This is a genomic window from Paenibacillus sp. USHLN196 (assembly GCF_037144955.1).
GTDB lineage: Bacteria > Bacillota > Bacilli > Paenibacillales > Paenibacillaceae > Paenibacillus > Paenibacillus xylanexedens_C.
Genome location: NZ_JBBCYH010000002.1, coordinates 12,346 through 37,608, shown reverse-complemented (window position 1 = coordinate 37,608; position 25,263 = coordinate 12,346). Strand labels below are relative to the sequence as shown.

The 25,263-nt window shown below is 47.2% G+C and carries 18 protein-coding genes; 1 reads left to right on the top strand and 17 read right to left on the bottom strand.

All coding sequences use genetic code 11. From position 1 onward, the window contains the following. Nucleotides 1-17 precede the first annotated feature (17 nt). The 16 genes from WFI24_RS03495 to WFI24_RS03420 all read right to left on the bottom strand — a co-directional run bounded on the left by WFI24_RS03495 (nucleotide 18) and on the right by WFI24_RS03420 (nucleotide 20,003). Entirely contained in the window at nucleotides 18-3,245 is a 3,228-nt protein-coding gene (locus WFI24_RS03495; protein ID WP_336758820.1) for a response regulator, read from the bottom strand. A 193-nt stretch (nucleotides 3,246-3,438) separates the two neighbouring features. Next, entirely contained in the window at nucleotides 3,439-3,744 is a 306-nt protein-coding gene (locus tag WFI24_RS03490) for a hypothetical protein (RefSeq protein WP_336758818.1), read from the bottom strand. Between the two features lie 69 nt (nucleotides 3,745-3,813). After that, nucleotides 3,814-5,811: a methyl-accepting chemotaxis protein gene (locus WFI24_RS03485; protein WP_336758816.1), complete on the bottom strand. Its 1,998-nt coding sequence runs from the start codon at nucleotides 5,809-5,811 to the stop codon at nucleotides 3,814-3,816. A 537-nt stretch (nucleotides 5,812-6,348) separates the two neighbouring features. Further along, nucleotides 6,349-7,188: a MetQ/NlpA family ABC transporter substrate-binding protein gene (locus tag WFI24_RS03480; RefSeq protein ID WP_336758814.1), complete on the bottom strand. Its 840-nt coding sequence runs from the start codon at nucleotides 7,186-7,188 to the stop codon at nucleotides 6,349-6,351. 91 nt (nucleotides 7,189-7,279) lie between these two features. Continuing rightward, nucleotides 7,280-7,951 carry a methionine ABC transporter permease gene (locus WFI24_RS03475; RefSeq protein WP_145321244.1) on the bottom strand — a complete coding sequence of 224 codons (672 nt, stop codon included), beginning with the start codon at nucleotides 7,949-7,951 and terminating at the stop codon, nucleotides 7,280-7,282. Next, nucleotides 7,948-8,757, bottom strand: a complete 810-nt coding sequence (locus WFI24_RS03470) for a methionine ABC transporter ATP-binding protein (RefSeq protein WP_336758812.1) — start codon at nucleotides 8,755-8,757, stop codon at nucleotides 7,948-7,950. The genes WFI24_RS03475 and WFI24_RS03470 overlap by 4 nt, the downstream gene beginning before the upstream one ends. Before the next feature lie 131 nt (nucleotides 8,758-8,888). Then, nucleotides 8,889-10,784, bottom strand: coding sequence for an outer membrane protein assembly factor BamB family protein (locus WFI24_RS03465; protein WP_336758811.1), 1,896 nt, complete (start codon nucleotides 10,782-10,784; stop codon nucleotides 8,889-8,891). 61 nt (nucleotides 10,785-10,845) lie between these two features. Beyond that, complete coding sequence (locus tag WFI24_RS03460; RefSeq protein WP_336758809.1) at nucleotides 10,846-11,193, bottom strand: hypothetical protein; 348 nt, start codon at nucleotides 11,191-11,193, stop codon at nucleotides 10,846-10,848. Nucleotides 11,194-11,293: 100 nt separating this feature from the next. Next, a complete protein-coding gene (locus WFI24_RS03455; RefSeq protein ID WP_336758808.1) occupies nucleotides 11,294-12,088 on the bottom strand; it encodes an energy-coupling factor transporter transmembrane component T family protein in 795 nt (264 codons plus the stop codon). Beyond that, nucleotides 12,063-13,634, bottom strand: a complete 1,572-nt coding sequence (locus tag WFI24_RS03450) for an ABC transporter ATP-binding protein (RefSeq protein ID WP_336758807.1) — start codon at nucleotides 13,632-13,634, stop codon at nucleotides 12,063-12,065. Before WFI24_RS03450 ends, WFI24_RS03455 begins: the two co-directional genes overlap by 26 nt. Next, nucleotides 13,635-14,228 carry an ECF transporter S component gene (locus WFI24_RS03445; protein ID WP_036672660.1) on the bottom strand — a complete coding sequence of 198 codons (594 nt, stop codon included), beginning with the start codon at nucleotides 14,226-14,228 and terminating at the stop codon, nucleotides 13,635-13,637. A 570-nt stretch (nucleotides 14,229-14,798) separates the two neighbouring features. Then, nucleotides 14,799-15,467, bottom strand: a complete 669-nt coding sequence (locus WFI24_RS03440; protein WP_264935380.1) for a pectate lyase — start codon at nucleotides 15,465-15,467, stop codon at nucleotides 14,799-14,801. A gap of 326 nt (nucleotides 15,468-15,793) precedes the next feature. Continuing rightward, nucleotides 15,794-16,669, bottom strand: coding sequence for a radical SAM/SPASM domain-containing protein (locus WFI24_RS03435; RefSeq protein ID WP_145321260.1), 876 nt, complete (start codon nucleotides 16,667-16,669; stop codon nucleotides 15,794-15,796). A gap of 138 nt (nucleotides 16,670-16,807) precedes the next feature. Beyond that, a complete protein-coding gene (locus WFI24_RS03430) occupies nucleotides 16,808-17,662 on the bottom strand; it encodes a carbohydrate ABC transporter permease (protein WP_336759620.1) in 855 nt (284 codons plus the stop codon). A 6-nt stretch (nucleotides 17,663-17,668) separates the two neighbouring features. Next, nucleotides 17,669-18,541: a carbohydrate ABC transporter permease gene (locus tag WFI24_RS03425; RefSeq protein ID WP_336759619.1), complete on the bottom strand. Its 873-nt coding sequence runs from the start codon at nucleotides 18,539-18,541 to the stop codon at nucleotides 17,669-17,671. 142 nt (nucleotides 18,542-18,683) lie between these two features. Beyond that, entirely contained in the window at nucleotides 18,684-20,003 is a 1,320-nt protein-coding gene (locus tag WFI24_RS03420) for an ABC transporter substrate-binding protein (protein ID WP_336758798.1), read from the bottom strand. Between the two features lie 157 nt (nucleotides 20,004-20,160). On the opposite strand from WFI24_RS03420, the gene WFI24_RS03415 reads away from it, so the two are divergent. Next, the gene (locus WFI24_RS03415) at nucleotides 20,161-21,069 is read left to right on the top strand and encodes a helix-turn-helix transcriptional regulator (RefSeq protein ID WP_336758796.1); all 909 of its coding nucleotides are present in this window, start codon (nucleotides 20,161-20,163) and stop codon (nucleotides 21,067-21,069) included. A gap of 171 nt (nucleotides 21,070-21,240) precedes the next feature. Here WFI24_RS03415 and WFI24_RS03410 read toward each other — a convergent pair whose 3' ends face one another. Further along, nucleotides 21,241-25,212: a DUF5695 domain-containing protein gene (locus tag WFI24_RS03410; protein WP_336758795.1), complete on the bottom strand. Its 3,972-nt coding sequence runs from the start codon at nucleotides 25,210-25,212 to the stop codon at nucleotides 21,241-21,243. Nucleotides 25,213-25,263 lie beyond the last annotated feature (51 nt).

Below are 25,263 nucleotides of genomic sequence, written 5' to 3'. Positions count from 1 at the left end.
CATCAGTTTCATTCATGTCACCAGGGCAGAGACCCGGTAATGATATCAATCTCCTTTTGCACCTTCTCCAATACCGAACTTAGTTCCTCTTCTTCGAATAACGATCGGGACAAAAGCGATTCCAGTTGAAGAACCAGACGTAACAGCTCCACTGCATGCAGATTGGCAGCTACGCCTCGGAGAGAATGAACGCTGCGGATCGCACCAGCAATCTGCTGCTGGCGAAGTTGAGTGGTCAGTTTGTTCTGAAACGAGTCATACTCCATTCTGAATTTCGTGAGCGCATATTGCAGAATATGTGGCTTGCCGTCCATCTGCCTGATCGCCTTATCTGCATCAATTCCGCTAATTTTCCGCATACCTTTCAGATCAATCCATGTTGCCAATATGTCTGCGATCTGTTGTTCATGGATGGGTTTGGTCAGGATGGCATTCATCCCAGCTTCCATACATCTCTCATGATCTATTTGTAGGGCATTTGCTGTAAGCGCGATTATGGGCGTATGATCGTATTCCCTCATCTTGCGAATATGTCGCGTTGCTTCCACTCCATTCATGTCGGGCATGTACAGATCCATTAGAATCAGTTCCCATACTTGTTCGTCTAACTTTCTCAGAATCTCTGTGCCACTGGCTACCAGCGTCACTTGGAACCCCTTATGTTCAAGCATCGCCCGAATCGCCAGTTGATTGATCTCATGATCCTCAGCTATCAGGATGTGTCCTTTCTGATCAAGCGAATAGGGGTCGTCGCCTTCAGCCAACTGACTTTTTGCCAGCGGCCCTTCACCCTGAAGTGCAAGAATGACTTCGAATAATCCCAGACGTGTAATCGGTTTGACCATCATGATATCAGGGTGCACGGATCTCTCATCAATCCACAGCGCATTTTCGCTAAATGCCCGTGTGTACCCCAACACCTGAATTTTCGTTCGATCCAATCGCTTCATGAAGTTTTCCCATAACGAACCGTTGACTGTGTCTTCTATATCCATATCCATCATGATCAACATGGAACTTGTTCCTTCGGCTTCAGGGGTATACCCATCACTCTCCATCATATGGTTCAAAGAAGTATACAACGTCGGATTCATTCCGAATGAATAGAGCAGCTGCTTCAGGTTTTCGCCCATTCGTTCATCATCTTCAATGATAACCACATCATTCGCACCATATAGGAGAGGGTGTGTCTGCAGGGAGAAACTCTCTTCTTCTTCCGAATCCGCAAGTTCAAATATCAAGTCGAATGAAAATAGACTGTACTCTCCAAGCACGCTGTCCACCCGCAGGTTTCCTCCCAAGGAGGTTACCAGAAGGTAACAGATGACCAGCCCAAGTCCAGAGCCACCATATGTTCGATAAGTGGAAGGTTCCGCTTGCGTAAACGGGACAAAAATATGCTCCATTTGTTCAGGTGAGATTCCAATCCCCGTGTCTTCGATCTCAAAACGAACCTGTACTCGCTCGGCCTCCAATGAAATGACCTCTGCCTGCAAGATAACATATCCATGTTCTGTGAATTTAATCGCGTTACTGAGCAGATTCAATAACACCTGCTCAAGTCGAAAGGGATCACCAATTACCGTTAATGGCAGATCAGGGTCGGTCTTAAAGATGACTTCGATCTCCTTGTACCCGAGGGCCACACCGATCTGATCTGCCACACGCTTGAACACATCCTCTGGTGCAAAGGGTACTTTCTCCAAAATCAGTTTACCTGCCTCCAATTTCGAGAAATCAAGAATATCATTCACCAGAGTAAGCAAGGTTTGTGAGGACGCATTGATTTTACTCAAATAATCTAATTGTTGTGAGGTTAGATCTGTCCGTTGCAGCAACAACGAAAAGCTGATAATTCCGCTCAGTGGGGTACGAATCTCATGACTCATGAATGCAAGAAACTCACTCTTTGCCTGACTGGCTTTGTCCGCCTTGACACGTCGGTACTGATCCGAAATGTCATGAATAACTGCCTTGACTTTCTCGCACGAGTTAGGGGCCTTTACAGGGTATAGGTGAACCCGAACATGCTGTTCTTTCCCCTTCCCAACAATGAGACTCAATTCCGTATCCTGAGGTACATTGTGGTGTAAGACTTTTTGAAAAGATAACACCCAGTTCGCCGACTGCTCAATGAATATCAATTCTTCAAGCTCACGGCCCATGACTTCATGCCTGTCGAGATCAAGAACATCCAGAAATTTCTGATTCACTGACACCACACATCTGTTGCCATCCAAACCGACAAACCAGTCTGTCGACACTCGTTCAAGTGTACGGTATCGTTCCTCATTCTCTTGAATCCTTCGTTTAACTGCTCTGTGTTCCGTAATATCAAGTCCATATCCTATGACATACTTCACCATACCTTCTTCTCGCAGCGGACGAAGCTTCACCAGTGAATAGTAACCTCCATGCTCAATCTCGTAAAAGAAAGACTCCCCTTTCCATGCCCGGTCGAACTGCTTCCGCAGGAACTCTATCTTCTCCTGAGGTAAAATGTTCAACGTACCCAACGTGTAATCTTGCTTCAAACTACTCATATCTAGTCCCAGTTGAGAGAGCATCTGCCCTTCAAGCAGAAGATATTCAAATTTCCCATTCTGTTTATGGATTTTGAACGTGAACCCGGGCTGCATACGAAGCATTTCGAGCATCTCCTGATCCCTCTGAATGACCAATCTCCTATATCGATGATTTTGGTTCAGATAATACAGGAATAATATAACGGACAGCAGGCAGATACATTGAAAAAAGAGAATCTGTCCCATCATTAGCAGAGAAGGAGAATGTGTCTTTAGTACAGAAAACTCATACACAGTAATCAGCAGCAACGCTCCGGCCAACCACTTCTGCATAAATCCCCTGATATACTTAAAGATCAGACATATGGCTACAACAAATAACAACTCTGTCAACGCATACTGCCAGTTCTCCAACAAGGGATTACGCCCCATATTAATCCGAAAAATCCACATGAATGCAAAAGTAACGAAAGCAGAGCCACTCCCACCAAAATAAGCAGCAAGCAGATACACACTGGCCCGGAAATTCAACAATGTACCATCCTCAAGCACAATAGAGAAATAATAGAGCGCCGTGCCTAACATGCTCAGCGTAATACCAATAATGATCCGATTCGTGATGGATGTTGAACGGGTAGCATTTGTTTGGTTCAGATAGTGATGAATCAGGAAAAGAAAGCTCAAAATCAGCGTAAAATTTAGTACAAGATCACGTAGCAAATGGTCACCGTCCACATTACGAATTCAGGAATTCATGCACTCAATGAATATTGCCGGATTCATGGCCACAGTTCCCCAGTATACAAATCATAGTATGACAGGCTCCCTTATTCAATCGACGATATTGACCATTTTTTTGAAAATAACTGATCCTTTCAGCTAACATACTCTTATCGCTAGATGACGTTTTTTCTCATGAAAGTTCATCATTAAATATACTGATATAAAAGAGAGAATCATCCAAATGTACCGATGTTATGGTGACCTGAGCTTCCCATACTTCCTGATCAGCCTTCATTAGTTTGGCTAAGCCGGACCAGGTCTGGTTCCCTCTCCAGTGGGTATCCATCAGCAATCGGGCAGGCTGACCTATGGTGCTATCCCGTGAAAATCCTGTTTTCATTACATAAACGGAGTTCACATCCAGAATCACACCATCTTCATCTGTAATCATGACCGCATCCGTCAGCAATAAGAAGGCCTTGAGTTCTAGTTGCATGGTTGTCCACTCCCTCTGATGAAACATGATGTGAAGCGTCACTGTGCGGTAATCTCTGTTTAATTCCGTTTAATACTTAAACTGTCTAATGAGGTGCTGCAGCTGTTCAGCCATGGAGGACAGGCCCCGAGCCGAGGCAGAGATCTGCTCCATGGCTGCCAATTGCTCCTCTGAGGAAGCAGCAACTTCTTCGGAGGCCGCGGCGTTGCCTGAAGCAATACCTGCCAGTTCATTGGACACAGCGGATACTTCCTGTACACCTGCCGTGATTTCTTGCGATGTAGCTGCAATTTCTTCAATCTGAGGTGTCGTTTCCCGCATGCTTTCCAGAATGCGTTCAAACTTCCGAATGGCCTCTGTTGAGATTTCCATACCCTCTCCAACCTCTGTGGTCACTTTCTCCATCATGCGAACGGAAGCAGCCATATCTTCCTGTACCGCTGTGGTTAGCACGGTAATTTCATTGACGGATTGCCCTGATTGCTCTGCCAACTTACGTACCTCCGCTGCTACAACGGCGAATCCATTCCCATGCGTACCTGCACGAGCTGCTTCAATGGATGCATTCAGCGCGAGCAGATTGGTCTGCTTGGCTATATTTCCGATTAACTCCGTGATGGCTGAAATTTGGTGTGATCGTTCATATAACGCCTGAATCATCTGATTCGTCTGAGCTACCGTTTCTTGAATCGAGTGCATCTGACCCACCGTCTGCTTCACGGTGTTGCCACCTTCTTCCGCTTGTACCGTTGTATGTTTAGCCAAATCAGCAACTTGTATGGAACGTTCGGCGATTCGTGTTATCCCAATCGTAATTTCATTCATGGCCTGATGGTTATGGTCAATACCCTCGGTCTGCTTCTCGGCACCACTCGCAATTTCCTGAATGGCTCGCGCGACCTGCTCACTGGCCGCACTGGTTGATTCCGCACTCTGAGTCATCTCATCCGACGAGATGACAACCTGGCTTGTGCTGTTCTCCACATTTTGAATCAGCACACGCAGATTATGCTGCATTTTGCCAAAGGCATCACTCAGTTCACCAATCTCATCATGGCTTGTGCTGGTAATCGTTTGGGTTAGATCCCCTTCACTCACCTGGATCGCCTGATCCTTCAACTGACGAATGGGTCTAATGATGGATCGCATCACAAGCCAGATAATCACAATACCAACGACGAGGCAGGAGACAATAACAATAATCATTCGATTTAGAATAGGCGCTGCCGCATCGTCTACCTCAGAAGAGAACATGGTGCCAGCGACCTTCCATCCGGTGGATGCATTTGTAGCGTAATACATCACTTTATCCGTTTGATCAAAGGTATAGTTGAAGTTGCCCGATTCATTCGCATACACCGGTTTCCAAAAATCCTCTGTTGCATCTGTTCCGGGTTCTACCGTGGGATGGTAGATATACTTTTCGCTGGCATCCAATAGAACCAGATATCCCTGTTCTCCCACGTTAATTCCACTCACCAAGGTACTGATATTCGACAGATTCAGATCCAGCTGGACTACACCAGATTGGTCATTCAATGCCTTCGCGATGGTGATGGTGATCTCGTTTGTCTCGGCAGAAATATAAGGGTCTGTAACAATGACCTGCTCTGGATTTCCCATTGCTTCGGTATACCATGGTCTTACTCGGGGATCGTAATCCTTGGGCATCTCTGCATCAGAGGACATCAGATACACACCGGCTTCTGTTCCCACACCTATGGTGATGATATCTTTGTTCTGTGCAGCGTACCCCTTCAATTCGTTCACAACCCGAACCTCTGCATCTTCTTGACGCAATTCCTCTGCGAGCGCATTTGCATAGTATTCAATGTGGTCGCGCTTGGCATTAATTGAAAGATCGATGGTGGCACTGGCAAGATTCACGTTTTCCATCGCACTATGTAGAATTTGTTTCTCAACTTCATTCTTCGCACTGTTATAAGACAAGACTCCAATACTGAACGATGGAATTGCCAAGAAAGCAATAAAGGACACGACCAGCTTCGTCTTAAAGTTATTATGGATCTTGTTGAACCAATTCGATTTGCTATTTTTCCGGGACAAATTTCTCTACCTCTTCCAGAATTAATTTAGTTTTACTTGGTCTACTTATAAGTTGAACTAGGGATTATTTACACTTGCCACTCCGATGACAGAACAACCTTCCAATCGCTGTTATCCCCAGATTTTTTGATTCCCCTTCTTAAGGGAAAATCCGTTGATAAAGGCGACCGCTTCGCTTTTCCAGTTTTTTCTGTCCTCTCCGTTTTCGTGTAAATGATTAGTACAGCTTATATAGCTCTTGGTCTAGCTCTCTTAGAGTACAGAACCATCCTTCCTCAAGATATTAAAAAGTAGGTCCTGCCTCTCGTAAAAGACATTTTTCGCGCTAAAAATATTACTTAAATCTCTTAATTTATAATCCTAAAGAACTACTTTCAAACAAATTATACGAAAAAACTATTAAATAAAGTAAGCCAGCGGTATGACCAAATTGTTAACTTTCTAAACAATTGTTAATAGCCTGCGGATTCCATAAAAAAAGATCCAAGCGTTATCGCTCAGATCTCAAAAGCTGTTCACATTGGGACTACATATTCACTATTCAAATGCCGGGATCGCAATATCTGCATATTTCTCTTCGAAGAAGGCTTTGACCTCTGGGCCTGCCATACGTTTAGCCAACTTCTGAATGGCTTCAGAGTCCTTGTTATCCTCACGGGCAACCATGGTGATCGCAAAATGGGAATCATCCTTCTCGGTTAACAATGCATCCTTCTTCGGTGTAAGACCGAGCGGACTGGCATATGCCGGAGTCATGGCTACCAGATCGGCATCGTCCATCATGCGAGCCAGCATCAGCAAGTCCACTTCTTCGAACTTGAAGTTCTTCGTATTCTCGGTGATGTCTGCCTGTGTGGCGTTAAAACCTACGCCGTCTTTCAGCTTAATCAATCCGTTTTGCTCCAGCATCACAAGAGAGCGACCAATGTTGGAAGGATCGTTCGCAATCGCAATGGTTGCACCTTCTGGTAGTTCATCAATGGATTTGTACTTCTTGGAGTAACCTCCATAGATGGCGTTATAGATGGGTTGTACTGCCACCAGATTCGCATTGTTTGCTTCATTATATTGGGTCATGTAGGGAACGTGCTGGAAGAAGTTTGCATCTACTTCCTTGTTTGCCAGTGCCGTATTCGGCTGAACGTTATCGGACAATACGACAACTTCCAGATTGACGCCATCTTCCTTCAACAACGGTTTTACAATATCCAGTACGTCTGTCATCGGTGGAATCAACGTTGCTACTTTTAACGTAACTTCTTGTCCTGCCTGAGTATCTTCCTTTGTTCCTTCTGCCGCAGGTGTTTCTTCTTTTTGGCCACAAGCAGCTACAACCAGCACCACTGCGAGCAACATAAGCATCATTTTTGCTTTCATTTCATGTCTACCCCTTATCATGTCATCTGTATTGGTCTTTCTGAATCTTGCTACCGACTACTGTACTTAGCCTGATTGAATTCAGCCCTGTTCAGGATCTGCGATCCAACCAGTGAGACAGTCTGCTACCCGTGAATTGGATCATCTGTACCAGGATAATCATAATGACGATCGTAAATACCATAATCTCCGTTTCGAAGCGCTGATAACCATAGCGAATGGCAAAATCGCCAACCCCGCCGCCACCTACAATGCCCATCACCGTCGAGTAAGAGATGAAACTGATGGTCGCTGTCGTGAGTCCCAGTACAAGGCCAGACCGTGCCTCCACATACAGGAATTTCACGACAAGCTGCATCGTCGATGCCCCCATGGATGCGGCCGCTTCCACCACTCCCTTGGGTACATCGAGCAACGCTTGCTCCACCAGTCTGGCATAGTAAGCAATCGCAATGACTGAGAGTGGGACGGTTGCCGCCAGTGTACCGATGGACGTTCCCACGACGATTCGTGTGAATGGAATCATGAATACAACCAGCAGTAAGAACGGAAACGAACGAACGATGTTGACGACACTGCCGAGGATAAAAGACAGCGTTTGATTCTGATACCGTTGTCCTTTGCGGAATAGGTACAGCAGTGTACCCAGAGGTAACCCAATCAGAACAGCTGCCGCAATGGAGATGCCCACCATGACAAAAGTCTCTCCAATCGCCTGCCATATCTCATGCTGATACTTCAGCACAGACTCAGGTAACCTCATAGCTTGTCCTCCTGTTCTGCCTGACGTGATAGAGATGGACCTGTCATCCCGTATTCGTCACCTGCAAGCAAAGAGGTCAGCAGATCAGGCTGCGGAGCGGGGATACTGCTCACTTCCGCTTTAGACAACGTTCGAACGAGTCTCCCATCCTTCATGACGGATATCCTGTGACATAGTCTGCGAGCCACTTCCATCTCATGTGTCACCACGACAATGGTCACGCCCAGCGTTTCATTGATATGACGCAGCACATCCAGTATGCCGTTCGTGGTCTGTGGATCCAGCGAAGACGTCGGTTCATCACAGAGCAGCACATCCGGACGACTGGCGAGCGCTCGTGCAATGGCCACACGTTGCTTCTGTCCTCCACTAAGCTGTGCAGGATATTGATCTGCCTTGTCTTCCAGTCCAACAAACCTCAGCACCTCAAGTCCACGTTCGACTCGCTGCACACGGGATACACCCGCGAGTTCCAGCGGCATGCAGACATTGCCACTCACTGTTCGGTTACTGACAAGGTTGAAGTGTTGAAAAATCATGCCAATGGATCTTCGTGCCTGACGCAGACTCCGCTCATTCATCTGGGTCAGGTGCTGCCCATTCACAACAACCTCACCATCATCCGGCTTTTCCAATCCGTTGAGCATCCGCAGAAGCGTGGATTTGCCTGCACCACTGGATCCTATGATGCCATGTATTTCTCCTTGTCCCACTTCAAGGGACACCGAGCTTAATGCTTCGAATCCCTGATCTGCACGGGAACCGCGCTCGTTGTAACGTTTGCTTACACCATATAATGAGATCATGGAGAGTCCTCCCGTGAATGATCATGCATGGTTCTTCAAGAACACATGAAGAAAGCCCGCACAGCCGATAACCGGAGCGCGAGCAAGCCTGTTCATTTATAATAAATCAACATTCCATACGAGACAAGCTTTTAAGGTGAGATTGCCTCCTGCAGATGGCTAGCTTCATATAGACGAAAACGTCCGTTGGACGACCCCACATACACTTCATTTCCGATTCGGTTGATCATTCCATTCTTCGCATCCCGATCCCGGTGCTCCGGGCTTCCCATCACAACGTCATGTACACGACCCAGCAGCACTCCATCCTTTTTGTTCAATACGAGCAGATTCTCATCCATGGGCAGCAGCAACTGATCATCAATGATCAGATAACTTCCCTGATTCGTTGGATACCTCAGAGTTGCAATCGTATCTTTGGCATTCCAACGCGTCTCCCCCGATTTATAATCCAAAGCCGCTGGATAGCCATTCTTAATCACATACAACTGATCCTCTTCCACCAGTCCTCGTTCAATCTTGCCCTTGATCGTCCAGCGTGTTTTGCCTGTCTTGGCATCATACAGGGTAGTTGTAAAATCTTCATATTCGCCGTAATGATCGCCGTTTTTGTTCTCACGGATCAACAACATGCCATCATTCAGCTCCTCAAATCTCTGTCCTACTCGAGCAGGGAATTGGGCAAGCTTTTTCCCCGTGTTCAGATCAAGCAGAAGCCACTGATTATCTAGTGATAGCCATCTTTCAGCATTCGTGGTTGCAAAGGGTTCAAGACGTTCAATTCCACCAGTATATGGATCATTCCAAAATTGTTCTATGGTGGATCGTTTGCCCTTTAAGCTCCATACGGTTCGCCCTGATTGCGGATCGGCTGCAACCAGCTTATTCTTTTCCCAATACAACACATAGGGGTCATCTGCACTCTTGTTCAATAATCCATAACCCGTAGCCAGTTTTCGCGTCCACAATGTTTTTCCGTTTGCACTGTCCAGAACCGTTAACCAACTGTTGCTTGAGCTCTCAACAACAGGGTTATCCACAACCACAACGTTCTTAGCAGCGGTGATGCCATTTAGTCTAAAATTTTGCTTAGGAGTGTACGTCCACATGACCTTTCCGTTCTTCAAGTTCAGATGACGAATACGATCCACGTATTTTTTCTTATCAGGATCATAATCGGTGTAGATTGTAACGTATTTGCGCTCTGCATCCACCTCTGCCTGCTGTCTTCCAAAGCCCCCATTATTCCCCCATAATTTCTGGCCCGAATGTCGGTCAAGAGCATATATGGAACCTTCGTAGTAATCCCCGCTAAATCCACCGTCATCCCCTTTCATCAGGAGTACATCATCCGTGGCTGCTTGTAAAAAAGTGTAGTTAATATCCCCCTGGTTGGTCCATACCGGTTTCCAAGGGATTGTCGTCGGCAGTGTTGTGCCATAGATTTTTGTTGTGAACCCATATTCATCCGCCCGACTGATGTTCCAATCGGAAACGACAGCATTTCGATTATCCTGTGCTAAATTCCAGCGTGTTCTGACCAGTCTGCCATTCTTGTTGAATGTAACCAGAAATTGCGCATCTTCCCGCTCATATCTCCAGGTCTGTCCAATACTCATTGAATAACCCGTGAAATTTAGATTGCTTGAACTCTCTTTCCAATCCGGCTCGCCTAACCACCCAGCCACTTGTTTGGAGGTGGTTGCCTTGTTCAGCTTAATATCTGTCAGATGGCGTATAACCAAAGTTGGCAGCGATGCATCCTGTTGGTACCAGCCATCAGCCACATTCATCCGCTGTTCTATAGCCTGTGCCTTGATCCAGAAGAGTCCTGGCCGATACGTGGAGGATTCTTTATTCCAGACTCGTGGGGCAATGGAGACCCCATACCATCCTTTCCACTTTGCAACAATAACAGCCTTATCCGTTAGCGCTTTCTCAAAAGACCAGGTTGTAGAACTATCTGGAGCCAGATACAGCTTACTGCCTGATTGGAGCGTGAAGCTTTGGGGAGCTGTCTCCGTCATGCTTCTGCTCTCCTTCAGGGCATACCAACTTGGCAGCCAAAAGTCTCCATAATCGGTTGACTTAAGCTGCACCCACTCGCCTCGAACCGAGGCCAACGTATACTTTTCGTTTTTTTGTTGTATAGTATTCAATCCCCAGCTGGTCAGCAGCCACACTGCCGTCCCTTCTGTTTTTGAACAAAGGTATGTCATTCATGAACGTAACGGTATCTCCTTGTTTGTAGGCCAACTGTGTTGATAAGACTTGAGAACTTGCACCCAACGCTTGTGGCGTGGTAGCCGAAGCTTGTCCTCCAAGGGCGACCATTTTGGAATCCAGCAGCATCCATCCCGTCAACAGCACAGCAGATACTCCAGTCAAGGTAATCCATTTGTAGCCTATTCTCTGCCAGTCAGGACCCGTCTTCACTCTCGTTCATCCCCATCCATTAGAAGTTATTTCCATATAGACGTCACAAACAGGAAAAAGTTACCTTTCACCTCAATATATTTCTCGCTATCTTCCAGTATTACCTTACATCCAACATCGTAGCATGATAGGGAAAGGTGACACCCATGTAATAAGCAGCTGTTAAGGTGAGAATATAATAAAATACGAACCACAGATCAGCTCGCGAATAGCCAATCTGAATGTAATACGTTCGGCTCGCGCCATCTGTGAACCCTTTCGCTTCCATCGCTACCGCCATTCGCTGTGCACGGCGAATGCTCTGTGCCAGCAGCGGAATAGCGTAACGCTTGAGTGTACCATACACATTCCAGCGAGAGCCGCGTTGCTGTGTTCCACGAATACGAATCGCATAACGGAGCGTCTGGAATTCATCCAGCAAAATGGGGATCATGCGCATCGCGGCCAGAAAGCTATAGGCATATTTTGCAGGAAGCTTCCATTGCTGCATCAGGGAATAAAACAGCCTTACCGGCTTCGTTGTCAGTCCGAACAGCAAGCCAGCCGCTGCCATAGTCAGCGAGCGAAAACCCAAGTGTAGACCGCGATAGAAACTCTCCTCGGTAATGTGAATCAATCCCCACTTATACCATGTGGTCTCACCCTTACCAAACATCATCATACCTGTAGACGTGGAGATAAACACCAGAATGAATGGTGATGCGTACAGCATCAATCTATACCATGGGTGACCTGTCCAGCACAGTAACAGCATCATCGCCAAAGCAACGTTGGCCATTACATTCAGATTGTGAATGAGGATAACGATGACAAACATCATCGTCAGAATGATCATCTTTAATCCCGGATTGACGTTATGAAGCCAGGTTTCACGGTGAGGAAACGACAGTTGCATCAGATAACCTCCCCTCATCTACCGTCCAGATTCGGGTGCAATATCTTTTTACAATTTCACGATCATGGGTAACCATCACAATAGCTGTTCCTTCACGCCGCAATTGCTCCAGTTGTGTTAACATGGCAAACGTATTACGGGCATCCTGTCCAAAAGTAGGTTCATCCAACAGCAGTATTCGTTGCTCTCTCACCAGTGCAGAGGCAACGCTCAAGCGTCGTTTCTGCCCCATCGATAATTGGTAGGGATGACGCTCGGAGAGGTCGATTAGTCCAAATTGATTCAACATATGGTCAGTCCTGGCAAGTCTTTCTTCCGTTGTAAGCCTGCCCCCCAGCAATGAGAATTCTACTTCTTCCGCGACGGTATTCGTCACAAATTGAAACTCCGGGTTCTGAAATACAAACGCGATTCGATCTGCAAGCTGCTCTGTTTTGCCAGAAGGCTGACCGTCCACCTCATAATGACCTGTTGTTTTCAGGATATTCATCAGAGATAACAACAATGAACTCTTGCCAGCTCCATTAGCTCCGACAATACCAATCCAATCCCCATGCCATACTTTGGCCTGTTCTACCTGAATGAAGGGTCTTTTCCCACGCCATCCGGTGAACTGCTGCAAGTCCAGTGCAGGCTGATAAGCGGGTGATACAGGCGATAAGGATGAGACGTGAGATATGGGGGATATACCCGGTGTATTGGATAAGCCAGACGATTGCTGTGTTTCCAAACTTGAGATGCCGTGATCCACACGCACTTGAAGCTCTCCAGAAGCACTTCCCTCTTCTTGCTTAGCTGCCTGCTCGTGCTCATCCCACACACCCGGATACCAGATTCCATAAGCCTTCAGCTTGCCCCGTTCATCCGTAAATACCTGCTGTGCTGGCCCATCCGCCACAATTTTTCCTTCAGGTGATAACACAATGATGCGGTCGACCATATCTACAATCTTGTTTATTTTGTGTTCAACGATGATGATCGTTTTGTCACTGGCGATCCTTCTGACGGTATCCCACACCTGGGAAGTCCCCTCATCATCCAGCAGTGCAGTGGGTTCATCCAAAAACAATACCTCCGGGTCCATGGCAAGCATTGAAGCAATCGCAAGACGCTGCTTCATCCCCTGAGACATGGACTGGATCAATACACGATTCTGTTCAAAGGATAACCCCACTTGTTTCAGAACATATTCAATCAGAGTAGGCATCTCTTCACGCGAAATATTTCGGTTTTCCAGAACAAATGCGATCTCTTCATCCGTAAAGGACATACAGAACTGGGTATCCGGATCTTGAAAGACCACTCCTGCTTTGGCGGGAACCTGAATATCATCACATTTCATCGGAATCTCTACCGAACGTGGAATTAAACCGCTCAAAATTTGCAATAACGTCGATTTACCGGAGCCACTCGGGCCAAGCAACAGCACTTTCTCTCCTTGACGCACAGAAAGAGACAAGCCTTGAAATACCAAGGCTTTCTCTCCCGGGAACTTGCATCTTAGATTTGTCACACTTACCGCTTGCGAATTCCCTTCCCCGTTCATCTAATCCAGCGCCTCATAATCCTGTTTGGATACCGGTCTGAGTGAACGTGTTACACCGGTCAGTTCCAATGCTTTGGCGAGATAATAAGCGAACACTCCTGCAATCAAGATGCTTCCGATGAAGCGGAATCCGATAAATAACGTATAATTCCAGGCCGAGAGTGAATCAATATACCCGTATTGGTAATCCAGCAAAAGCGAAGCCGCTGCGGCTCCTATGGCTGCAAGACAGGTGACAAACAGATTGGTTTTGCGATACAAAAATGCTGCGAAGAATATCTCGGCTCCCAATCCTTGCAACAGACCGTATACAAGTGTGGACATGCCCCATTCACTGCCCAGAAAGGCACTTACCGTTGAAGCCGCAACTTCAGCAAGAATAGCCACGCCTGGTTTACGAATGATGACAAAAGCAAACGTGCCCGCCATAAACCACATGCCATAGATCATCTGCTCCGCATGAACGCCAAATGGTTTCATCAAGTCATATGTAGGTCCCCATATCTTGTAAATCACCCCAAACACTACTGCGATCACGATGGTTACCAGAATATCTGTTAGTTTCAATCGCTTGTTGCCTGCTGTTGTTGCCATCTTCTCAACTTCCTTCCTTTGTTCCCTGTGGGGGTTGTAAAAGTGTGTGTTCAAAAAGACTAGTTTTCAGTACCAAGAAGATGGGATGAAGCTAGAAATGGAGTAGCGGAGCGTAGGGAAAACTACGTGAGCAACGGACATTTCGGCTGAATTCCATATTCGATGCTGATGATGCCGTCAGGCATCCTTCGTAATCAAAAGCAGACTTTTTGAACAACCTCTAAAAATAAACGAAAAAGCCTCCCCGGTTCCGGGAAGGCCTTACGTACAGTGTACAATTCTCACAATCATGTATTGGATGGTTGACGCAAAGACGGAATATCAATCCTTCTCTCTCCGTTGTAGCAGAAAATTCACCACAGCTGAAGAGAAGTCCTGTTGTTATCCCCCATTAATTTGCACATTTCACCCTTACATATTGTAAATCCATGTTCTCTACGCTGGCATTACCCAGATCAGATGTACGGTCAGCGGCACAAGGCCACTCTCTCAGCCCAACTTCATTGAGCTCCCGGTTCACTTTATTTCATTGCTTCTAATGTACATCAGATGGGTATTTGTGGCAATGCCTTAATATTGCGTATTTCCGGACTGACTCGTTTTTCCTGAAGCGAAGCCCTTGAACAACGTTGGTACTTTGGAATACCGTGTATTCGTGATTTTCCCCACAGTTGAGCTGCTATCTGTCCGCAAAATGGAATCCTTCACATTGGAAATGTCCGAGTTGGACACATTCATTGTGACTGCATAGGATGTTCCGCCATTCTGACGCACCAGCTTGCCGATATCATCCGCTCTGAAATTTTTGATGTTGATCGTACCGGAGGCATTCATCTGGAACACTTTGTCATAGGCCTTGTATGCTGCACCACCTGTAATGTTCACAGTCCCTGCGGATTTTAACGTGAGCGCATCCTCACCGACATCCTTCCAGGTTACATTTTCAATATTGCAGTTGCCATAACAGTGCACCCCATCCGCCGCTGGTGCTTCAATCACAACATTTTTTAACGTAGCTCCTGCTTCCAGTCGGAAAATGGGTTTCTGGTTCTCGGCCTGGCTGCCATCTCCTAATGTTTTGGGATCAGCGGCAACACTCTTGCCTTTACCATCATACGTTGTTCCTTTGGGAACAATGATTGTTGTCTTCACAATCTCGGGAGCAGCAGACACCGGAATTGCACCAAATGCAGAAGCAAGCAGACCAACCGACAACAATACCGTCAACATCTTTTTCATCAATAAACATCCTCCCTTATTTGGATTGAATGGGTTCAAGCAGAGACTTGTCTTCATATACACTAGAGAGAAATCTCTGTGTTCAGAACCTACCCTGATCCTACCAAAAAAGGGAATGTTACGAGAATAATCATTAGGTCATGTTTACATTTTTTAGCATAATACCTGATGTCTAAGTATTCTTTGCAGTATCATGTTTACTTGTTATGTACCGATATCAACTTCGGATATGCTCTATTTACAACCTCAATATACACAACAAAGACCACATCATCTGTTACAGACAACATGATCTTATGAAAACATGATTGTATTCACTTTATATTCTAGGCTCCAAACCGCTGACGGTAACCGCACTTCCGGCACAACTCTTCCACAGCTTCCCGCTTGGAAAAACCATACACCAGATTGCTCGCTCGCTCACCCTCAATAATCTCCGAGAATGACTTCTCGTGCACATTACCGAGGTTAATGACACCCTCACCATCAAGACAGCATGGAACCACCGTTCCATCGACAAGTACAGCCGCCTGACCACGTAGTGCATGGCAAAAGCCTTTCCCGTCATCTTCCGGTGCATCCAGACTTGGCCACTGGAATTCATGGTCCTGGTTCAGGTATACATTCGGGGCGATTTTGACCCCGCTGCCTGGAACCACTTTTTCCTCAATGCGGAAGTCCAGATTGAACTCGCGTTCCAGCACTTCAAGGGTCTCCCGATTTCGATTCATCTGAGCATTTGTGAAGTTATCCTGCGTCAGATTCCACAGCCGGAATGAGATGATGACGTTGTGCTTCACCGCTTCGTGTACAAAAGACAGAATGTTGCTCAGGTATCCGTCACGATCAGTTGAACCTTCATGCCCGTCGAAGCTGTGTAGGGAGAAGTTCATCTGCCGCAGCGCCGGTTTGCCAAGCAATTTATGCTGAGTCTTGGGCAGCAGCGTACCATTCGTTGTAATGTTCACCTTGAGTCCCTTCTCATGTGCGGAATCAAGCAGCAGATCTATTTTGGGATGCAACAAGGGTTCACCTTTGACATGTAAATAAATATGGTTGGTATGTGGTTTAACTTGATCCAGTATATTGTTGAAGACTTCAGGGTCAATGAATCCTTTGGCACGCTGTGTCTGCGGACAGAAGCTGCATGCCAGATTGCAGATACTTGTGATCTCAATATATACTTTTTTGAACGTTTTCAACTCGGGTCCCCATTCTGCTTCGGAGGGAGCAATCCCACCTGCATTTGTGATCCGGCCAATATGCGCCATCCCTATTATATCGGGTTCGTGAGCCGAGGTAAATTGTTGAACTGTTTACGAGGTTGAAAGTTTAACCCATTATCCTTTGACCCCGCCAACCGTGAGTCCTGAGATAAAAAATCGCTGGAAGAACAGGAACAGAATCAGAATAGGTACAATGGCAAGTACGGCTCCAGCGATTAGTTCTTCGTAATGATTGCCGAGTGGTGATACGAAAGACGCGAGTCCAATTGGCAAGGTAAATTGTTCTGTTGTCCGAAGCACCACGAGTGGCCAGAGAAAGTTATTCCAGCTGTTCATCGCCTGCAAGATGGCTATCGCCCCAAATGCAGGAGCCATCAGCGGCACCATAATCCGAAAGAAGATGCCAAACTCCGTACAACCGTCAATTCTTCCTGCATCCATAAAATCCTTCGGTAGACCTTGCGCAAACTGCCTGAAGAAGAAAATCGGTAAAGGTGCCACGATGAAAGGCAGAATAACGCCCCACACCGTATTGATCAGCTTCAACTTAATCGTCAGTTCATATAAGGGAAGAAGGATAATCTCCATCGGGATCATCATGACGACCAGCACCAAGGTAAAGATCAGATTCTGCCCCCTGAACCGATAGACCCCCAGGCCATATCCGACCATGGAGGAGAACAGCAAACTTAATACCGTGAATAATGCTGTGATGACGAGACTGTTTTTGTACCATGTAAAATAGTTTCCTGCTGCTCCCGTGCCGGTGAAGATCGATTTATAATTCTCGAAGCTCATCAATGCCCAATCCCATCGGACATTGAGTCCATATCGAAACAGTTCCGTAGCCGGTTTCAGTGAAGCGAGGATCAGTGCATATAACGGAAACAGCATCAAGATACCCAAGATTACGAACAACAACAGTAACAGCAGCGAGGCCAGATTCAGTTTGATTCCCAATCTATGCATCACGTCCTAATCCTCCTTCCTGAACATGCCGAGTACGGTCAGTTGAAGCATACTAATCACGAGTGTAATCACCAACAACGTAATGCCAATTGCTGCGCCGAATCCCAGATTGAAATACTGGAAACCTTGTTGGTAGATATACCCCACCATCGTTAATCCGATATTCTGCGGAGATGGTTTCCCCGCCCAGAGCATGTAACTCTCCGTGAACATGGCATATCCGCCATACAAAGTAATCGTTATCACGTAGATCGTGATCGGTTTGAGCATCGGCACGGTAATCTTGGTGAATTTGTTCAATACACCCGCCCCATCGATATCTGCCGCCTCATACAGATCTTTGGGGATGCTCTGTAATGCCGATAGAAAGTACAGCATGTTAATTCCGATCCAGCGCCAACCTGCCAGTACAACGAGTGCGACCATCGCAAGGGACGAACTGTACAACCATTGCTGGCTGGGAATACCCAGCAGGTTCAGGATGGAATTCATCAGCGCACCATCCAGTTCGCCGAAGATGAGCCGGAACACAACCCCCGCTACAACAACGGAGGTGAGTGCCGGAATAAACAGAGCCGAGCGGAAAACATTACGAGCCATCATGCGACTTGAATTGAGTAATACAGCAAGCACAAGCGGGACGGGTACCAGCAGGAGCAGCGTCCAGAACGTGTAACGCGTACTATTCCACAACGCTGCCCGAAAATCGGCATTCCACAGTTTACTGTAATGCTCAAGCCCCACATACTGTACGTCTCCGGGGAGCACCTGCTGGAAACTCATAACCCCAGCTCGAAATAACGGGTAGGCAAAGAAGATGAGAAAAGACAAAATGAACGGTAACACAAACAGATACGGTGCCCATGTTCTGGCACTCATCCGTACTCTCCGCCGCCTGGTGGCGTGTACAGAAACCGTTGTTTCCTTTTGCAGCTGCACTGTGGACCAACCTCCAACCCGGAATGAACTGTATACTCTGTATGAAAGAAACGTAATTGATGATTAAGCCTAACCATTCAGCTTAACGGGTTAATTCAGCCTGCACCTCATTCAATACCTGCTCAGGGTCTTTCAGATTAATGAAGATATCTGGCATGGCTTTGTTACGGACCGCATCAAATACTTCGGGTGACTTCTCCCGAATATTGACCGGAGCAATCTCATCTTTCACACTCAGCAGCGTATCGAAGATATCGTCCCCGAAATAATCCGTGTATTTGTTCGATTCCTTCATCGCTGAATCGGTCCATACGTCGGTACGAATCGGGTCAAATCCGAGCTGTTTCCAGATCTGAAGATTACCTTCCTTGGATAATTTCGCATAAGCGAGGAACTGCTCCGCAAGCTCCACAGCGCCAGACTGATTCGTAATGGACGTTGCCGTTCCGCCCATACCCGCTGAACGATTGCCGCCCTCTTCCCATGCCGGCATCGGACGAATGATCATTTTCCCCTTCAGATCGGGAATATGGTCCGTGAACCGATTCATGAACCAGAATGGCATAAATACCGCCGCAGCACTGCCTTGATCCATGTAACCGAAGTATTCTTCCGTATCATGTCCTGCCCCTGGAGCGACAGCAGCTACCCCTTCCTTCACCATCTGTTGAAAGAACTTCATCGTCTGCACATTTACAGCCGCGTTCACCGTCACATTGCCGTCTGCATCCACCTGATCTGATTTCTGTTGACTGATGGCCGGCCACCAGGACCAGTTACCGTTACCTTCAAATGTAATCAACGGTTTGCCTGTCTTCGCGAGCACCTGTTTTCCTGCCTGTTCAAAATCACTCCAGGTCTTGATATCATCTGCATTCACACCCGCTTGATCCAAAATCTCCTGGTTGTAGTACATTACAGTCGCACCGACATGATAATCGATACCGTAATACTTGCCTTCCTTGCTGTAGATCTCGACACGGGATTGTACAATGTTATTCAGTTCTGGCTTGATCATGTCTGTCAGATCCACCAGTTGCGGGACACCTTTCATGAAATTGGGGAATTTACTCTGCTCAATATCCACCAGATCTGGTGCACCTACACCCGACTGTAATGCAAGCAGCAGCTTCGTATGCATATCATCGTATGGAATCGTGGTCGCTTCCAATTCAATCTGTTGATCCGGATGTTCCTGATTCCACTGCTCTGCCATACTTTCATAAAACTTCTGATGCGCATCTACAAACGTCCAGAAAATGAGTTTGGTCGCTCCCCCTTGTGCGTTTCCTCCGTTTCCCCCAGATGACCCATTGGACGCTTCCTTTGTCGTACTGCATCCACTCAAGACCGTCATCACCGCAAGAATACATACCCCTAACCAAACCAGCATTTTCTTCATGTACAATCCCCTTCCCAAGGCTGTGATATGAATCAGATGAAGGATAAAGCCAATTTCGTAAGCGCTTTATTTTCTATGTTACTTGCTGTATCATAAAAAATAAATGCTCGATGCCAACATGAATTTTAAATATTCCAACCTGTTCGGAGGTGCCGGATTGGACTCACCCATACTTCACTTCATCACCCCGCCCATTCCCTATTTTATCGATTGTGGACGTGCGTATTACGAAGCTGGTGAATACCATATCAGCCGCAGTGACATCGGTGTATTTGATCTCATTGTTGTTACCCGTGGTTCTCTCGCCATCAACGAGAATGGAACGGAATGGCGACTTCAGGAAGGAGAAGCCTTGATTCTGATGCCTGATGGCCACCATTATGGCAGTGCTGCATGTGAAACGGAGACAGAACTGCTCTGGATTCATTTTCAAACCTATGGCAGCTGGAAGCAATCCAGCGATATGGATGAGTGTCTGGCGAATCAGGCCCACCTTATTGAAACACACAAGAAAAGCGCATATCTGAATCATTGTGATGTATGTTCCATCTTCATTCCCAAACATCTGCGAATTTCACCCAAGGAAATGGAGATGCTGGAACACTTTTCACAGCTTGATCAGGAGCCCCAGTCCATGCGAAACTGGAAAAGACAGGCGACCTTTCAACAATTCATGCAGCATCTCGATCGTGGACTATCCTCCCTGTCCGATGTAACCGCCATTCGAATCGCCGAGAAGATTGAATTATATATCCGTCATAACTACTCACTTCCAATCTCCAATCCTTTGCTGCAAAAGGAACTGAATTATCACCCGAACTATCTGGCCCGAAGTATGTTGAAAGTCTACGGCATGACACCTATGGAATATCTGTTACACTTCAGACTCGAACAGGCCAAAAAGCTGCTGCTGCAAACGGCCTGGTCCGTTGCTCGCATTGCCGAGGAGATCGGCTTCAATCATGTATCCTACTTTTCTTCCTGCTTTTCCAAAAAAGAAGGTATCTCACCCTCCAACTTCCGTAACAAATTTACCGGTACCGAATACAAACCCAAGTCGCTATAAGTCTGTCCAAGTTGATATAGCAAAATAGCGCCCGGTAGGTCGAGATCACGTTGCTCTGCAACGCATTTCTTCGAACAAACTGGGCGCTACTTCATGTACATTCCGCAATAATATCGGATATTTAGGATGCTACCTAGTACCTGTTACGTGACGGTTAACGGCAACATCCATTCAACTTTCACCAGCCACTGGCTCCTCTCCCGTTGCAATAATGATCGTCACGTTCGCTTGCGCCTTCAACTCCGTACCCTCCACGGCTCCTTCAACCGTGAACGTGCCCGCAGCGGCAATTTGCTCAGCCGGGACTTCATTCCAGACCACAGCAACGTCCTTTGTTGTACCATCGCTATACGTCACAGCAACAACGGCAGGCAAGGTTGGCATTTCACCCACCACAGTCGTCAAATCCACACTTCCCACCTCACTAACGTCCAGCTGAGGTGTGTTCTCTTCACCCAAATCCGGTATGGCAACAACTTCATCCTCCCCATTCAGGGCCAGCGAATTGCTGGATGCAAGGGTTGCCACTTCGGTTGCGCTCAGCGCACGACTATAGATACGGAAATCATCAATGAGCCCGTTAAAATAAGGATCCGGGTACTGTGACTTGCCAATATAGTTATTCTTGGTCTGACCGAGACTGGACGGTTTCAACGTCATATTGTTATTCCGCCCGACTTCCACACCATCCACGTAGATGATTCCCGTGTTTCCTCCCAGCGTAACGGTCACATGTTTCCACACGCCCACCGGGAGACCGGGCACATTAATCGTCTGTTCCTGGCCTGCAGCATTACCTCCAGTGGTGATCGCAAATCTCATATTGTTCCCCACCTTCGGTGTCAGGAACATATAGGTTCCCGTCCCCGGACCAAAATCGAAAATGCGCGTAAAGTCACTGAGTGCGTTAGCTTTTACCCAAGTTGCGATCGTGACAGAATCCGCCATGCTGACAATACCTTCAGGTAGTTGCACATAACCGTCCGTACCTGACAGACTAATGGCACGATTCTTTTTGCCTGTTACCCAGGATGTTGTGCCTTTGGCCGTCGCATGGTTGCCACTACCGGAAGAATCCGCGGCAGCCGTGCCTGTGTTCTCATCAAAATTATACTGTGCCATCTTCTCCGGAAGTGGCGGTGCGGCGTTCACCGTCACTTGCACGGTGTCATTTGCCGACAATATTGAATCATTAGCCGTTAATCGGAATGTATAGACACCCGCAACCGAAACGGTTGCCTGCGTATACGCTGAATTTGGCGATGCAAAAGAGACCTGTGCTCCTGCCGGTCCATTCACCAAACTCCATCCCAAGGTTAACTGACCACTCGGCAGTCCATCATCGGTGACGATCCCCTGAAGGCGAATCTTCTCCGGCAGTGTGATGGAAGAATCCGTTCCTGCGTCTACCGTTGGAGCCGCATTGGCATCCGGCGTCGTAGGCGTAAGCTCCACATTGTAAGACGCCGCTGTACCTGCATCTACCTTCAACGTATTCACCGGTTGATAGGCATTGAATTTGCCTTTCACCTGACCGTCCACCTTGATCAGATATGTGCCTGTTTTCAGCCCTTGGAACGTAATGGACGTCTGGTGTGGCTGGCCTGGTGTCAGATTCTTCATATCCAGCCAGACATAATCCTTCGCTACAGCCAGTTTGGCCCCTGTATACTGGTCTTTGTTCAATTCAATGTACAGTTTTTCAGTAATCAGATTAAGCCTCTTGAACAATCCATCCAGTGGCGTGATGTTATATTGTCCATTCGTAAACGTGACATCTGCACCGTACCCTGTCAGTCCAAAGATCGGGTCCACCGCAATATCTGCACTTAATGTCTGCAATGCACCGAACAAGCCCAGGTCTGCTTCCCCTGTCATCCCGCGCCAACCATTCAATAACGGTACATTGGCTCCACCGCCAGTTCCATTCGTACCATAGTTTCCTTTCTCGGCCTGATACGTCCAGGAAGCTGCACCAAAATTGTCCGGGTCAGCACTGATCTGTCCCGAGTTAATGGCCCCTACGTTAGCAATCTTCGCGGCATAGGACAAGCGCTGTTGTTCTTCCCGCTTGCTGCCTTCATGGAACCGAATCCAGTCATCCATGGCGTATCCAGCCAGAGAGGTTGTGTACTGGAAGTTAAACCAATTCTCCCCCGTAATCGTTACCGGGTCCGTGTAGTAATACCACACCGGCATATGTCCACGGGAAGCACGGGTCTTGAGGTTGATTTTCCCCATAATCTCCAATGCTCTACTCTGCTCTGCTACTTGATCGGAATGCAGCTTCGCCAGCGTGTATACGGCTTCCTCACCCGTATTGTCATAGCTGTATTCAGAGCCATAAGGATAAGTCGTATTCTTGAAATTCCCGTATTTGGTTCGCATTTTCGTGATGATATCGTTGGCCTCCGTGTCATACCCTTCTTTTTTCAAAGCCTGAATGATATCGGGAGTCGTCAATTCTCCCATCAGCCCAGTATTCCAGTTGTAGGCGACAGGCCCCTCGTAGAGGGCTTTGAAAATGTTATAAGCGCGCAGCAGATAGGTTTCTTTGTCATGCTTGTAAGTAACGAGATCAGGGTATAAATCCGCAATTTTATACATGCTGAAATAAGTGTTATACACATGTGGATAGGCATATCCACGGTAGGTTGGTGTGGTATTCGGCTCTGGCATCAGAAAATCGTGAATCAGATAATCTTCATGATGTCCATTCATCAGATTGGTCCAGATCGCTGTCTCCAGGTAATCATCCACGGCCCGAATTTCCCGGGCAACGGGTGTCAGCGTGTTCTTTTCAGCCAGAAACTGTCCATGTGTCAATCCCCAGTCATCGCCCCAACCCCAGTAGCCATTGAACACATTGCGCTTGGACTTGGTATTCATCATCCAGTCATCAAACACTTTGTCCCGGATATCCCCCGGCAAGTTCCACTGGGTTTTATCCACCATAAAGGTCGAATGATCCTGCAACGCTTTGTCGACTGGATCAATGGCATAGAATTGCAGCACCGTTTTTTTGCCGCCATCATACTCCACAGTCACGTTATTGGGCCCTAGCTGGCTGAACTGCAATTCATAGATTTTATGATCGCCAGGCTTGCTTTCCTTTAACGGCACAACCGTTCCATTCGCATACTGCACTTTGGTGATGGTCTTGGTCGTACGCAGATCCACCTTCGCTTTCTGGTTGGTCGGCACGATCATGCCTGGAACTACGGTTACATCAATAAGTCCCGCGTTATATAGTGCATTCTTCGCTGCATGTTCATCCGCAATAGCCAGGAACTTGAATCCGTACGTCTTGGACTGGCCTGCTTCCAGAACCAGGCTTGTATTCGGCAGATATCCCCGGTTGGTGGATTTGATCACGTTGGAATGGATATAGAAAACGTTGAGTCCTTCAATCCATTTGCCTTCATTTGCCGGATTCCAGGCCCACTTGCTACCCGGGTGCTCCTCATTCCGCCACCGATCCTGATACTCGAATCCGGCTCCTGTCGTTGCATCTGGAATCAGCATCAGATAAGAACCGATACCGCTTGGGCGGCTGGCCGTAATATAGGAGCTGTTGTTGCCAACAAACGAGTGTGTAACGACCCGTGTCTCATAGATCGCATCACCATAGGTCCACTGTTCATTGAATGGCAAGGGCAGACCCAGATCACCAATCTCAAGCTTCTGTCCGCTCGTATTCTGCACTTCAATCTTCCACAGAATGGAGCCATCTGTCTGGGTGGTGTAGGTCTCGATCACTTTGAAATTACGGATACCTTGAGCATTCGATGCATTCGCATAGGTCACCGTCACCTGATTGCCGGAATTCGTGATGGTTCGCCCATCTGCCGACAGATTGGTCCAGGCTTTCGTCCACGCCCCACCATTCAGTCTGTACGTGAACATCAGTTCACCGAGCCACTGGTGGTCTGCTGTATTTTGTTCTGGCGCAACGGTTGCATTCATAACGTATTCCGTCGGAAAAGCATCGCCCTTGATCTTAATGGAAGAGATTTCGCCATGACTTCCCGTCTGGAGAATGAGCTTGTCAGTGGACAACTCGTGGGCATACGTTTGATCCGTAGCAAATACAAGCGCAGCCGCCAGGAATAGCACTGCGGTCAACATCATTTTAAACCTCATGAACTTGGCCTCCTCAATGGATTCATCGTTAACGTTCATAGGCTGGTACAC

What these genes read in the sequence shown, in the direction of transcription:
- WFI24_RS03455 (WP_336758808.1), bottom strand. Translation starts at nt 12,088, where the DNA reads ATGCAACTGTCGTTTCCTCACCGTGAAACCTGGCTTCATAACGTCAAT.
- WFI24_RS03450 (WP_336758807.1), bottom strand. Translation starts at nt 13,634, where the DNA reads ATGAACGGGGAAGGGAATTCGCAAGCGGTAAGTGTGACAAATCTAAGA.
- WFI24_RS03445 (WP_036672660.1), bottom strand. Translation starts at nt 14,228, where the DNA reads ATGGCAACAACAGCAGGCAACAAGCGATTGAAACTAACAGATATTCTG.
- WFI24_RS03470 (WP_336758812.1), bottom strand. Translation starts at nt 8,757, where the DNA reads ATGATCTCATTATATGGTGTAAGCAAACGTTACAACGAGCGCGGTTCC.
- WFI24_RS03410 (WP_336758795.1), bottom strand. Translation starts at nt 25,212, where the DNA reads ATGAGGTTTAAAATGATGTTGACCGCAGTGCTATTCCTGGCGGCTGCG.
- WFI24_RS03480 (WP_336758814.1), bottom strand. Translation starts at nt 7,188, where the DNA reads ATGAAAGCAAAAATGATGCTTATGTTGCTCGCAGTGGTGCTGGTTGTA.
- WFI24_RS03465 (WP_336758811.1), bottom strand. Translation starts at nt 10,784, where the DNA reads ATGACGGAGACAGCTCCCCAAAGCTTCACGCTCCAATCAGGCAGTAAG.
- WFI24_RS03420 (WP_336758798.1), bottom strand. Translation starts at nt 20,003, where the DNA reads ATGAAGAAAATGCTGGTTTGGTTAGGGGTATGTATTCTTGCGGTGATG.
- WFI24_RS03475 (WP_145321244.1), bottom strand. Translation starts at nt 7,951, where the DNA reads ATGAGGTTACCTGAGTCTGTGCTGAAGTATCAGCATGAGATATGGCAG.
- WFI24_RS03425 (WP_336759619.1), bottom strand. Translation starts at nt 18,541, where the DNA reads ATGAGTGCCAGAACATGGGCACCGTATCTGTTTGTGTTACCGTTCATT.
- WFI24_RS03430 (WP_336759620.1), bottom strand. Translation starts at nt 17,662, where the DNA reads ATGCATAGATTGGGAATCAAACTGAATCTGGCCTCGCTGCTGTTACTG.
- WFI24_RS03490 (WP_336758818.1), bottom strand. Translation starts at nt 3,744, where the DNA reads ATGCAACTAGAACTCAAGGCCTTCTTATTGCTGACGGATGCGGTCATG.
- WFI24_RS03440 (WP_264935380.1), bottom strand. Translation starts at nt 15,467, where the DNA reads ATGAAAAAGATGTTGACGGTATTGTTGTCGGTTGGTCTGCTTGCTTCT.